At 38.6% G+C, this 14,030-nt stretch carries 10 protein-coding genes; 4 read left to right on the plus strand and 6 right to left on the minus strand.

Features of this window, described 5'->3' with window-relative positions; all coding sequences use genetic code 11:
* Window positions 1-41: 41 nt before the first annotated feature.
* On the minus strand, window positions 42-368 hold the full coding sequence (locus MTO68_RS16140; protein WP_244013465.1) for a hypothetical protein: 327 nt from the start codon (window positions 366-368) through the stop codon (window positions 42-44).
* A 267-nt stretch (window positions 369-635) separates the two neighbouring features.
* Here MTO68_RS16140 and argG point away from each other — a divergent pair, with 267 nt between their 5' ends.
* Window positions 636-1,979 carry an argininosuccinate synthase gene (gene argG, locus MTO68_RS16145; RefSeq protein ID WP_004724905.1) on the plus strand — a complete coding sequence of 448 codons (1,344 nt, stop codon included), beginning with the start codon at window positions 636-638 and terminating at the stop codon, window positions 1,977-1,979.
* A gap of 79 nt (window positions 1,980-2,058) precedes the next feature.
* On the opposite strand, the gene MTO68_RS16150 is transcribed toward argG, so the two are convergent.
* The 4 genes from MTO68_RS16150 to icd form a co-directional block, all read right to left on the minus strand.
* Window positions 2,059-2,289, minus strand: a complete 231-nt coding sequence (locus MTO68_RS16150; protein WP_004724907.1) for a hypothetical protein — start codon at window positions 2,287-2,289, stop codon at window positions 2,059-2,061.
* Window positions 2,290-2,590: 301 nt separating this feature from the next.
* The gene (locus MTO68_RS16155) at window positions 2,591-2,947 is read right to left on the minus strand and encodes a hypothetical protein (protein WP_034616240.1); all 357 of its coding nucleotides are present in this window, start codon (window positions 2,945-2,947) and stop codon (window positions 2,591-2,593) included.
* A 167-nt stretch (window positions 2,948-3,114) separates the two neighbouring features.
* Window positions 3,115-3,606: a DUF2867 domain-containing protein gene (locus tag MTO68_RS16160; protein WP_244013467.1), complete on the minus strand. Its 492-nt coding sequence runs from the start codon at window positions 3,604-3,606 to the stop codon at window positions 3,115-3,117.
* A gap of 194 nt (window positions 3,607-3,800) precedes the next feature.
* The gene (gene icd / locus MTO68_RS16165; protein ID WP_034616235.1) at window positions 3,801-5,057 is read right to left on the minus strand and encodes an NADP-dependent isocitrate dehydrogenase; all 1,257 of its coding nucleotides are present in this window, start codon (window positions 5,055-5,057) and stop codon (window positions 3,801-3,803) included.
* 804 nt (window positions 5,058-5,861) lie between these two features.
* Here icd and MTO68_RS16170 point away from each other — a divergent pair.
* Window positions 5,862-7,154, plus strand: a complete 1,293-nt coding sequence (locus MTO68_RS16170) for an MFS transporter (protein WP_244013469.1) — start codon at window positions 5,862-5,864, stop codon at window positions 7,152-7,154.
* 375 nt (window positions 7,155-7,529) lie between these two features.
* Window positions 7,530-8,318, plus strand: coding sequence for a pseudouridine synthase (locus tag MTO68_RS16175; protein ID WP_004823066.1), 789 nt, complete (start codon window positions 7,530-7,532; stop codon window positions 8,316-8,318).
* Window positions 8,319-8,576: 258 nt separating this feature from the next.
* Here the strand turns inward: MTO68_RS16175 and MTO68_RS16180 are convergent, their stop codons facing one another.
* A complete protein-coding gene (locus MTO68_RS16180; protein ID WP_244013471.1) occupies window positions 8,577-10,808 on the minus strand; it encodes an NADP-dependent isocitrate dehydrogenase in 2,232 nt (743 codons plus the stop codon).
* A 685-nt stretch (window positions 10,809-11,493) separates the two neighbouring features.
* On the opposite strand from MTO68_RS16180, the gene MTO68_RS16185 reads away from it, so the two are divergent.
* Window positions 11,494-13,950, plus strand: coding sequence for an acyl-CoA dehydrogenase (locus MTO68_RS16185; RefSeq protein ID WP_244013473.1), 2,457 nt, complete (start codon window positions 11,494-11,496; stop codon window positions 13,948-13,950).
* The last annotated feature ends 80 nt before the right edge of the window (window positions 13,951-14,030 follow it).

Below are 14,030 nucleotides of genomic sequence, written 5' to 3' on the forward strand. Positions count from 1 at the left end.
GTTAACCCTAAACATCCAATTTATCTTACTTTTAACATAGGTCAATCCGCAGCCTGCCATTTGGCCTTACGCACATTCAGCAAAATCAGCAGCCCTATACAAGTACCTATTGGAAATCCAATCAAGAATAAACATCCAATAATGGTAGACATCAATCTCCCTATTTCACTCCCCTTTTCAACTTCAATAGCGGCTTTATAATGTAAGTATGCCAAACCAAACAACACCGCAAAAGCAAATACTACACCTACAAAACTAGTGGAATTAAACCCCGAAGTTAGTGCACAGAAAATTAATATAAGCAACAAAATACCGTAAAAGCCAAACAAAGTATTATGCGTATAGTAGAGCGTTTTATTTAATTGCATAGGATTAAAAGTTTTTAATAATTAGAAAATTATATCAATTTATTAAATTTCACACCTCGTTAATTTGACTTTTCTTATAAGTTTTTACCTGAGGTGCATAGGTCATTTAAGTAAATTCATTTCACTCTATAAATTGTTATTTTTTTCAATGTTAACCTTCAAATCCAATAAAACATTGATTGAAAAAGTGCTACAATACTGCGTTTATAAAATTCTCTTTGGCCACCCATGTATGTGGTGCCTCTTTCGAAATAGTTAGGACGAGCAATGACTGATAATGCAACGATCTTGCAGAATGTACCAGTAGGCAAAAAAGTGGGTATCGCTTTTTCTGGTGGTCTAGATACTTCAGCAGCTTTATTGTGGATGAAACAAAAAGGCGCAGAACCTTATGCTTATACAGCAAACTTAGGTCAACCTGATGAAGATGACTACGATGCAATTCCGCGTAAAGCTGAAAACTACGGTGCTGTAAAAGCCCGATTGGTTGACTGCCGCTTACAACTTGCATTGGAAGGTATTGCTGCAATTCAATGTGGTGCATTCCATATCAGCACTGGTGGTGTTCCTTATTTCAACACAACACCATTAGGTCGTGCAGTAACAGGTACAATGCTTGTTACAGCAATGAAAGAAGATGATGTTAATATTTGGGGTGATGGTTCAACCTATAAAGGGAACGATATTGAACGTTTCTATCGTTATGGTTTATTAACCAACCCTGCACTTAAAATTTACAAACCTTGGTTAGATCAGCAATTTATTGATGAATTAGGCGGTCGCGCTGAAATGTCACAATTCTTGATCGACAATGGTTTTGATTACAAAATGTCGAAAGAGAAGGCCTATTCAACAGATTCAAACATGTTGGGTGCAACTCACGAAGCAAAAGATCTTGAATACCTCAATGCGGGCATCAAAATCGTTGAGCCAATTATGGGTGTTGCGTTCTGGAAAGAAGACGTAAAAGTTGAAGCTGAAGAAGTTTCTGTAACTTTTGAAGAAGGTTTCCCTGTTGCATTAAATGGCAAACGTATTGAAGACCCTGTTGAATTCATTCTTGAAGCCAATCGCATTGGTGGTCGTCATGGTCTAGGTATGTCTGACCAAATCGAAAACCGTATTATTGAAGCAAAATCTCGTGGCATCTATGAAGCTCCGGGAATGGCACTTCTTCATATTGCTTATGAGCGTCTTGTAACTGGTATTCATAACGAAGACACTATTGAACAATATCGTATCAATGGTTTACGTCTAGGTCGTTTATTGTACCAAGGTCGTTGGTTCGATTCACAAGCATTGATGCTACGTGAAACAGCACAACGCTGGGTTGCTAAAGCAATTTCAGGTACTGTGACTTTAGAACTTCGTCGTGGTAATGACTACACGATTATGAACACTGAATCAGAGAACCTCACTTATGAAGCTGAGCGTTTAACCATGGAAAAAGGTGATTCAATGTTTAGTCCTGCTGACCGTATCGGCCAATTGACTATGCGTAATCTTGATATCACGGACACCCGTGCAAAACTTGGTATTTATACCAATACTGGTTTATTGGCTGTCGGTACAGGATCTGCGATCCCTCAGTTGAAAGACAAAAATAAATAATTTTTGATGAAAAATAAAACCGCCAAATTGGCGGTTTTTTTAGCTTTAGCCTTAATGACTTTTCATTAAAGATTGCTTATCAAGACACTGCATTCTTCGTTTCAGGCTGCGATAAGTTTTGTTGCTCTAATTTTTGCTGTTGTTTTTGCAACTCAATCTTTTCAGCATGTTCTTGGCGAATTTGATCATATTCTCGTTTGGTTTCGGCATCACTTTTAGCCGCAAGAAAAGCCATTCCAACTAAAAATACCGGAAATAATAATGCTAATGTCGCAAAGATATAAAATTTTTTCGAACTTGTCTGTGACATAAATTCAAGGCTTTCAATAAATTTAACTAGGCTGGTTAATATAACAGAATAATCCCATCCAATACATTACTCGCCTACAGCCATAGGATTACAATCCCCTATTTATTGAAAGCGAAAAACTTAAGTAAAAAGCATATCACCTTGTGATTTAGAAGCTTCAGCAATCACTTCCACCAATACTCTTCATCCATCAAATTATTGTTATATTGAGCTTATTCTCCAAACCGCTTTAATAGAATCCGCTTTAATAAAAACCAGTTGCCCATAAAACAAAAAAGGTCCAAGCAAATTTAAAAAACAATTATCGATTCTTTGTTTGTTTATAAGCTTCTTGCGCTATAGCCAAACTTTTCTTTTTACCTTCAACAGTATCTGGAATCTCATTAGATGTTCCGTTTCCAGAGTGGCGTTGCAGATGTTGCTGCTGAGAATACTGATGCATTTCAGACTGAGTTTTTTGTTGTTGTATCGAAGTTTGGTTTGCAGTTCGTTGAGTTAATTTTTGTTGAAGTTGTTGCTGTGGATTTACTGTAGCAGTTCCAGCACAGGGTCTAGATTGGTAAGTTACCGAACCTTTTACCACACATTTGTGTACGTCTTTAGCAAATACATGATGAGAAATCCCTAAAGCTAAGATAACCAACAATACTTTTTTCACAACCAACACTCCATTTAAGTTTCAACAAAATATCAACAAATGATTTAAATTGCTATTTACACAGGAGTTTTCTTATTCACAGGAGTTTTCATCTACAATTAAGGTATAAATATGACTTTTTTTGCCAAGTTTTACAGCATTTTGTCATAGTTCAAAGCCTTGGCGTTTCAAGATTTAATTTGAAGGTTTTTAAGTGATTGCTGAACAATAAAACCATGAACCATAGAAACAGGTAGCATATAAATTTTCCCAAAAAGATTATATGTCACTACACTGGTACATATCGTTAATTCATTTCTAAGCTCATCATATTCCTCGATTTGCAAAACCAACAATACACTCAAATGTTTATCGGTTGACTGTAAAAAAAGCTCACGATCCGAGACTTTGACCACATCAAAAAAATCTGCTTTCCCACCGACTTGAAGCGGTTTAGTTGATTCACCAAAGCCTTGAATAGGTTGCACACCACCTAAATGCTGGCTTAAAAAATCTCTTAGCTTAAACGCAGCTCTCAACCAAACTGGCGGCTTACTGGTCATTAGATAATAGGCTTGAGTACTGGTAAGATTTTTATCAATATATTGCTTGGCTTCATGTAAAAAATTTAATTGATCAAGTGGAGCAACCAGTATTTTAGGATCTTTTTCTATGTTCATTCGATTAACTCCTTAAAATATAATTAATATTTTTTCAAACAACCGCTAAAAACAGTCTACAGTAATCAGTTGTTGGTGCAATTACTCACAGCCTAAAGTTTAATAAATATACTTAGATTCTAGAATAAAATAGACAAACCATAAATAACAAAAAGGTCTGCACTTGGCAGACCTTTGATTATGTTGTGTTTAGATTAATTATCCATGTTATCAATAATTGCTTGACCAAATTCAGAACAACGAAGCAAAGTTGCACCTGGCATCAAGCGCTCAAAGTCGTAGGTAACAGTTTTCGCAGCAATCGCTCCCGATACGCCCTGAATAATCAAATCAGCAGCTTCAATCCACCCCATATCTCGAAGCATCATTTCTGCAGAAAGAATAATAGAGCCTGGATTGACTTTATCTTGGCCTGCATATTTTGGTGCCGTACCGTGGGTTGCTTCATATACAGAAATTGCACCACCAATATTTGCACCCGGCGCAATTCCAATACCACCAACTTCAGCTGCCAAGGCATCAGAAATATAGTCACCATTTAAGTTAAGTGTCGCAATCACAGAGTATTCAGAAGGACGCATTAAGATTTGCTGTAGGAAGGCATCGGCAATCACATCTTTAATAATGATCTCTTTACCCGTTCTTGGATTTTTAATTTTTACCCACGGGCCACCATCAATCAGCTCGCCACCGAAACGATCAATTGCCAGTTCATAACCCCACTCTTTGAACGCGCCTTCGGTATATTTCATAATGTTGCCTTTATGCACTAAAGTTACACTTGGCTTATCATTATCAATCGCAAACTGGATCGCCTTACGCACTAAACGCTGAGTACCTTCTTTCGATACTGGTTTAATACCAATCCCACAATTATCTTCAAAACGAATCTTGGTTACACCCATTTCTTCTTTTAAGAATTTAATGACTTTTTTCGCTTCAGGAGAATCCGCTTTCCATTCGATACCGGCATAGATATCTTCGGAATTTTCACGAAAAATCACCATGTCAGTCAATTCAGGGTGTTGAACAGGTGACGGTACTCCTTCAAACCAACGTACAGGGCGTACACAAACATAAAGGTCGAGTTCTTGGCGTAAAGCGACATTCAATGAACGAATACCACCACCCACAGGCGTAGTTAATGGACCCTTAATCGAAACCACAAATTCCCGCAGTGCCTCAAAAGTTTCTTCAGGCATATATGTCCCGTAGATTTTATCTGCCTTTTCACCACAGTAAACTTCCATCCATTCGATCGAACGTTTGCCAGCATATGCTTTTTGAATTGCGGCATCTACAACAGCTTTCATGGCTGGAGTAATATCAACACCAATACCATCCCCTTCAATAAAAGGAATGATTGGATGATTTGGAACATTCAGTGACAAGTCTGCATTTACAGTAATTTTGCTACCATCGGCAGGTACTACGATCTTCTGATAACCCATTGTTCAGGTTCTCCCTTTTATTATAGTTGGCAAATCCAAAATAATTGCCAAATAGACAATACTTCTAACCCTTCTTAGCGCATATCAGTCTAGTCTAATTCGTACATTTTTTGAGATTTATACGAGGAATAACAACATTTCTCTACTGAATAAAGCACAATGTTTCATTATTTAATATCATTCAAACCATCATTTTTTATATAAATCGACAAGCTCAATCATCCCTAATGCTTAAAATAAAAATATTAGCTTTGCTTTTCCATACACATAAATTTTCCAAGAGCCAGATCTTTAAAAGTGAGACTTACTATACATTTTCACTATAAACATGATTTCTAATTTTTTGATTTTATATTCGCCATTTAATTTAAAAATCTACAACATTTTGACAATAGATTAATGACCAAACCAGCCACCTTAAAACCACAATATATTCATATATTTCATTACATTAAATTATGCACCACAATAGATCACAAACAAAAATCGGTAATTTTATTTTTATTATTGGTGTTTTTTGCCATTGATTTATATTTTAAAAAAATAATTTTCACAAGGTCACAATCAAGTTAAGATTAATTACAAAAGTAATTCACTTTTACTATATGTTTTCACATGAATTTTAATGAAAAAATAAATCAAAATTCATTTTTTAATTCTTTCTGCCTATCCTATCGTCTCCAATCAAATTAACCATCTTTGCAATTATTATTTAGTCTTAAAATCTTTAACATTATTCCTGTTTTTTAAATCGTAATGAATTTTGAATTTATTGTGATTCAACCTATCTCATGGATGTAAATAATGGATAAAACTTACACTAAAGAAGAGAAGCGAGGTCGTATACGCGGTATCGTCGGCGCAGCTTCAGGAAACTTAGTAGAATGGTTTGATTTTTATATTTATGCTGTGTTTGCGGCATATTTCACTAAAGCATTAACTGCACCTGATATGGACTCCGGTACTCAAGCAATTTATGTATGGGGTGTCTTTGCAGCCAGCTTCTTTATGCGACCAATTGGTAGCTGGGTTTTCGGACGAATTGCCGATAAACATGGCCGTAAAAAATCAATGGTCATTTCCATCTGTCTTATGGCAGTAAGCTCTTTCTTATTTGCCGCACTCCCAACCTACGAACAAGTTGGAATGGCAGCACCTTTCCTACTTTTACTTGTTCGCCTGCTACAAGGTTTATCTGTAGGTGGTGAATATGGTGCTGTAGCAACCTATATGAGTGAGCTTGGCTTAAAAGGTCAACGAGGCTTTTTTGCTTCTTTCCAGTATGTCACTTTGTCAGGTGGTCAGTTATTAGCAAGCTTGCTCGGTGTTATTATGTTGGCATTCCTATCAGAGCAGCAATTGCTTGATGGTGGCTGGCGTATTCCTTTTGTCATTGGTGGTATTGCTGCAATTATCTCCCTACTTGCACGTAGCCGTTTGGAAGAAACATTATCTAGCGAAGACAGTGATAAAGAAGAATCTGGAAGCTTAAGTGAACTGTTTAAAAATCACTGGAAAACCTTCTTATTGGTTGTTGGTTATACCTCTGCGGGTTCCCTCACCTTCTATGTGATTACAGTATATTCAAAGACCTACCTCACCAATATGGGTGTAGATAGTAAAACTGTCGGATTCATTATGACAGCTTCACTCTTTATCTTTATGCTTGCACAACCAGTGTTTGGTGCTATTTCTGACCGTATTGGCCGTCGTGCTGCAATGCTTGCCTTCAGTGGTACTATGGCGATTTTCATCTATCCAGTCATGGTGATCTGGATGCCACATTTCAGTTATTCGCCATTGATGGTTGCTCTGTTACTTATTTTCCTCATGATGTTGCTCAGCTTCTATACCTCTATCAGCGGATTGGTTAAGGCAGAAATGTTCCCACCACATGTTCGCGCATTGGGTGTTGGTTTCTCTTATGCTATGGGTAATGCAATCTTTGGTGGTTCTGCACCGTCTGTTGCACTACAGTTCAAAGCAGCGGGTATTGAAAGCACCTTCTTCCTTTATGTGATTGTCATGTTAGTGATCTGTTTCTTATGTAGTTTTAAATTACCGAAAGAACCTGAATATCTAAAACATGACCACTAAACAACATGATCAACCAACTAATAGCTTGTGATCACTGATTAAAACTTGAGATCTACGCTATTCAAAAAAGCTGTACTACCCAAAGGTGGTACAGCTTTTTTATTATTATTAGGCTTAGCTTCAATAGATGCTGTTTTCAAGTTGCCTATCTCCATTTCACGCAATGGTAAATTCTAGCAAGATAAAACCACCAATCCCCCGCCTAAGAAAAATGTATTTACAACTCAGCCTAGGTAAATAAATAAAGTTGAAGAATACAAAGCGTAATCTGATATAGTAGCGCACATATCGTAGTCTTTATCTTTACCCAACTCTCTTCAAACGGGTAACTTTATCAAACTCAAAAATTTTATTGATATTTATTAGTGGTCTAAAGTGAAAATTGTCATTCTTAATAAACCTTATGACGTCCTCTCCCAGTTTCGTAAAGACGAAGCACATATGACGATGTCTGACTTCGTAGATGACTCGACTTTGCGTTTGGCGGGTCGTCTCGATATGGACTCTGAAGGTTTAGTTTTTTTAACTGATCATGGTGGTTTAAATCAATACATTACCAATCCTGCCAATAAGAAATTTAAAACTTATTTGGTGCAAGTTGATGGTGATGTGACTGAAGAAGCCCTAGAACAGTTGCGTAAAGGTGTTGAGCTAAAAGATGGTATGACTTTACCTGCTCAAGCGAATAAAGTTGAACAACCTGAATGGTTATGGGATCGTGATCCACCAGTACGTTTCCGTGCCAATATTCCAACATCTTGGATTGAAATTTCTATTTGTGAAGGCCGTAACCGTCAAGTCCGTCGTATGACTTCGGCTGTTGGTTTCCCGACTTTACGTTTGATCCGTACCAAGATTGGTGCAATTGATTTGGTGCAAATGGGTTTACAACCTGGTGAAACTAAAGAAATTGAACCATTACTTTATCCAGACTTCCAAAATATTCCAGCAGATGAACCTTACCGCTCACGCTCTTATGTGAAGAAACCTGGCGGTACAGGTGGAAAACCAATTGTTCGTAAGAATAAAGATGGTTCCACAAAGAAATCTGGAACTAAACGTATCTGGCAAATGGAAGATGGTGAAAAACCACGTCGTAAGACCAATGGTACCACCCGCCCAAATACCAAAGCACCACGTGGCCGTGGACGTAATGGTCGCTAGGATTTAATCCTTCTCAGCTATAAAGCAATTGCCGCTTATTGTAAAAATGCCCAATGAATTTCATTGGGCATTTTTATTTTATAACTAAAAAACTCAAGACCAATTAAGACCAATCTCGCCCTCATCATTTAAATTGATTCATACAAAACCTTGCAAATAAATAACTTAAACAAATATTTATGCCATCAATAAAAAAGCCGATGCGTATGCATCGGCTTTTCTCACCAACAAGATCGTTGGTTTATAGCATTTTAAAACTTAAACAGTAGCAAGCGTAGCGTTAAGCGTCGCACTTGGACGCATTACAGCTTCAACCTTAGCTGTATCAACTGCATAGTAACCACCGATATCCGCTGGCTTACCTTGAACAGCAGCAAGCTCAGTAAGGATTTTGTCTTCGTTCTCATCCAATGCTTTTGCAAGTGGTGCAAACTTCGCTTTTAATTCAGCATCGTCATTTTGTGCAGCAAGTGCTTCAGCCCAGAACTTCGCAAGGTAGAAATGGCTACCACGGTTGTCAAGCTCACCTGTACGGCGTGATGGTGACTTGTCGTTATCCAACAATTGACCAGTTGCTTGATCCAATGTTTTCGCCAATAACTTAGCACGTGCATTGTCTTCTTTGATACCTAGCTCTTCTAAAGAAACAGCCAAGGCCAAGAATTCACCAAGAGAATCCCAACGCAAGTGGTTTTCTTCTACAAGCTGTTGTACATGCTTAGGCGCTGAACCACCCGCACCTGTTTCGTACATACCACCGCCCGCCATTAACGGAACGATAGACAACATTTTCGCAGAAGTACCCAATTCCATGATTGGGAACAAGTCAGTTAAGTAATCACGTAAAATGTTACCAGTCACTGAAATTGTATCTAAACCACGAGCAACACGTTCAAGCGTATAACGCATTGCACGTACTTGTGACATGATTTGGATATCAAGACCTGCCGTATCATGATCTTTCAAGTATTTTTGTACTTTTTTGATCAATTCATTTTCATGTGGACGGTATGGGTCAAGCCAGAAGATTGCAGGCATACCTGAGTTACGCGCACGCGTTACCGCAAGTTTTACCCAGTCACGAATCGGTGCGTCTTTCACCTGACACATACGCCAGATATCGCCTTCCTCAACGTTTTGTGACATCAACACTTCACCAGTTTCAAGATCTGTGATGTTTGCAACACCCGCTTCAGTGATCTCAAAAGTTTTGTCATGTGAGCCGTATTCTTCAGCTTTTTGCGCCATCAAACCAACGTTTGGCACAGTACCCATAGTACGTGGGTCAAAGTTACCATTCCACTTACAGAAATTAATCATTTCTTGGTAAATACGTGCAAATGTTGACTCTGGCATAACAGCTTTACAATCATACTGCTTACCATCAGCACCCCACATTTTACCACCGCCACGAATCATCGCAGGCATAGATGCATCCACAATCACATCATTTGGTGAATGGAAGTTAGTAATACCTTTCGCTGAATCCACCATTGCAAGTGCAGGACGGTGTTCTTGGCAAGCGTGAAGATCTTCAATGATCTCTTCACGTAATGATGTTGGTAAAGTTGCAATCTTCTCGTAAAGACCAGCCATACCGTTATTGACGTTAATACCTAACTCATCAAATAACTTAGCGTGCTTTTCAAATGCTTCTTTATAGTAAATTTTTACACAGTGACCGAATACAATCGGGTGTGAAACTTTCATCATGGTTGCTTTTACATGCAACGAAAATAAAATGCCTGCTTCACGGCAATCATCAAGTTCTTTCTCATAGAAATCGCAAAGCGCTTTCTTGCTCATAAACATTGAATCGATGATTTCGCCATCAAGTAATGCAACTTTTGGCTTAAGCACAATGCTCTCACCATTTTTGGTGATCAGTTCCATTTTTACGTTACGCGCACGGTCAAGTGTCATTGACTTTTCACCGTGATAGAAATCGCCCTCATCCATATGCGAAACATGTGTTTGTGACCACTGTTTCCATTCGCTCATTGAATGTGGATGTTTCTTCGCATAGTTTTTCACTGCTGCAGGTGCACGACGGTCAGAGTTACCTTCACGTAACACTGGATTCACCGCTGAACCAAGGCACTTGCTATAACGTACCTTAATTGCTTTTTCTTCTTCAGTTGTTGGATTTTCAGGATAGTCTGGGATTGCATAACCCTTTGACTGAAGTTCCTTAATACATGCGCTCAACTGAGCAACAGATGCACTGATATTTGGGAGTTTGATAATGTTAGTGTCTGGATCTTGAGTAAGACGCCCTAAATGCGCAAGGTTGTCAGATACTTTCTGTTCATCGCTTAAGTATTCCGCGAATTCTGCAAGAACACGAGCAGCTACAGAAATATCAGTTTTGACAATCTCTACGCCAGCTGGCTTAGTAAAGGTCTCAATGATCGGCAGTAGCGAATAAGTCGCCAACAATGGCGCCTCGTCAGTCAGTGTGTAAATGATTGTTGACTTTCCACCAGCCATATATAGCCCCTTGCTTTAAATTGTGTTTTGAGAACCGAGCTTGTGACCCAGCCCTTACGAACCGACTTGCTTAAATTTAACCCCAAGAGTATCAGCCTTCCTGGTATTACAGTCAACGTAAGATCTGTGATAACGACATTTCGTAAAAAAATGGTACATCACAAATATTGCATTAATATCAATATTTGTACAAAAATTAAGCATTTTCTTGTAAAAATAGCCATTCCGACCAAGAGCAACAACAATCCATGCCGTCTTGTGCTGTATTGTTTTAAAGATTAAAAATTTTATCTTGCTGATTCTTACAGACTGAGCAGCAAATTGAAAGCCATTGAAAACACATCGACGCGCTTCAGCGATATAAAACAAGCCAAACAGCACAAACAAAAATCAGCTAAATACTGTTTAAATTTTAAATCATTCAAGTCTGTCTAAAAAGTGAATACGCAAATGAATGGAAAGTTTATTTACCCCCCAATACTCTGGTCACGATATGACAATAAATATGCTTTGGTTAACTTATACTCACAAAACAACAATACTTTTACCTTGAATAGTAAGTGAAAAAATCGTTATTAATAAATTACATGTTTAATTTTTCATCACATCTTTGATGAAAGAATAAGCTTCAATGATGTATTTCCGATCCCAAAATTAATATTAAAACTGTAGAGGTAATATGTTAATGCTATTACTCATCGCAATACTTATTCAAATCATCTCACTCTGGGCCGTGTTCTTTTTTGCACTTCATCGAACAGTCGGAAGTATCACTACGATTATCATTGCAATTCTGAGTGCAGTGATCAGCCCATGGTCTCTCATCCTTGGTCTACCGCTTATTCTCATCAGTTTAGTGTTACTGATTGAACCACTGCGAATGCAAGTTTTGACTAAACCGGCCTATAAAACATTAGCCAATGCAATGCCAAGCATGAGTACCACTGAACGTGAAGCATTGGATGCGGGTACCAGTTGGTGGGAAAAAGAATTATTTATGGGGGCGCCAGATTGGGAAAAATTTAACAATTACCCCTACCCGACGCTTAGCAATGAAGAGCAATCTTTTTTAGATCATGAGGTTGAACAACTCTGTCAGTTGCTAGATGAATGGGAAATTCATCAAAATAAAGACCTGAACGCTGAGACATGGCAATTTATTAAAGACAATGGCTTTTTTGGACTCATCATCCCTAAAACTTATGGTGGTCGTGAATTTAGCTCTTTTGCACAAAGTCGCATTATGAGCAAAATTGCTTCACGTTCATTAACCACCGCTGTAACCTGTATGGTGCCTAACTCATTAGGACCGGGTGAGCTTTTACTGAATTATGGTACAGACGAACAAAAAAATCGTTATTTGCCCGGCTTAGCCAAGGGTGAAGAAATTCCTTGCTTTGGACTCACCAGCCCTGAAGCGGGTTCTGATGCTGGGGCGATTCCAGATACTGGCGTGGTTTGTTATGGAGAGTTCGAAGGTCAACAAGTGCTTGGCTTAACAATGAATTTCTCAAAACGCTGGATTACTTTAGCACCCGTTGCAACAGTAGTCGGTCTCGCCTTCAAACTGTATGACCCAGATGGCTTATTGGGAGATAAAACTAAAACTGAGTATGGTATTACCTGTGCACTTATACCCGCCTCTCATGCAGGCGTAGAGGTTGGACCAAGGCACCATCCGGGTGGTTCTCCATTTATGAATGGTACAGTTGAAGGTAAAGATGTTTTTATTCCAATTGACTGGATTATTGGTGGCGCAAAAAATGCCGGGAATGGCTGGCGTATGCTGATGGAATGTCTGGCTGTTGGACGTGGTATTTCACTTCCTGCACTGTCTACAGCCGCAGGTGAAATGACATATTTATCTGTAGGTGCATTCGCTAAAATTCGTCAACAATTTAAATTATCAGTAGGTAAGTTTGAAGGGGTGCAAGAAGTTAGTAGTGACATCGTCAGCCATACCTATATGCTGGAAGCTTTTCGCTATTTAGTCACTTGCGGTTTAAATCAAGGTGGCAAACCCGCTGTTATGACCGCGATGGCAAAATACTATGCCACTGAAACGATGCGAAAAATCGTCAATCATGGTATGGACATCACAGGTGGTCGTGGTATTCAACAAGGTCCGCGTAACTTTCTTGCCAATATGTATCAAGCTATTCCGATCTCGATAACAGTTGAAGGGGCAAATATCTTAAGCCGTTCGTTAATGATCTTTGGTCAAGGTTCAATGCGTTGCCATCCTTATTTATTTGAGGAATTACAACTGTTACAGGCCGAAGATAAAGCCTCTGCCTTAAATACATTTAACACCATGTTATATCAACATTTAGGCTACACCTTAAACCGTGGCGCGCGTGCGTTCACTTATGGATGGTTTGGGGCAAGTAGTCAACGACCTGACTCATCAGATGCTTTTACTCAACCTTATTATAAAATCATCAATCGATTCAGTACTGACTTCGCCCTAACCGCAGATATGTGTCTTGGACTGTTAGCCGGTGATATTAAACGTAAAGAAATGCTCTCAGGGCGATTAGCTGACATTCACTCCAAAATGTTTATTGCGACAGCCATTCTCAAATTTTATGAAAATGGTCAGAGATCCTCGCAAGAACAGGTACATGCCAAACTTGCATTAGACGAAACGCTTTATGATGCCCAAGAAGCATTTTATGGCTTATTTGATAATTTTCCGATTCAAATTGCATCAAGTCTGGTTAAATTTGTTTGTTTCCCATTTGGTCGACCAATCAAGAAACCGAGCGATCGTCAAAAGAGTGAAGCAGCGGAACTGCTCATGCAAGACAACCCGTTCCGAGATTATTTAAAAACGCAGGTTTATTATACTGTTGATCCGAATGATGCTTTTGGACGAATGGAAGCCACCTTCAATCTACTCACAACTGTTGAAGACGATTGGAACAGCTTTAAAAAAGCAGAATCTAAAGGTGAATATCAAGGGCTAACATTTGAAGAGCGCATACAGGATGCAGTCACTCGTGGCTTAATCAGCGATGATTTAGCCACAAAATTAACCCAATATAATGCACTTCGTTATGACAGTATGCTCACAGATATTTTTGATGAAAAATTAGAGCAGGTGTTGGTATTAGAAAATCCTCATCTTCACTCAACTTAACTCGATTTGGTAAATGCCATTTAACAGATAAGGCAATATAAAACCTTAACCATAAACAGCGATTCACCATCGCTGTTTTT

Source organism: Acinetobacter sp. NyZ410 (assembly GCF_022828975.1).
GTDB lineage: Bacteria > Pseudomonadota > Gammaproteobacteria > Pseudomonadales > Moraxellaceae > Acinetobacter > Acinetobacter guillouiae.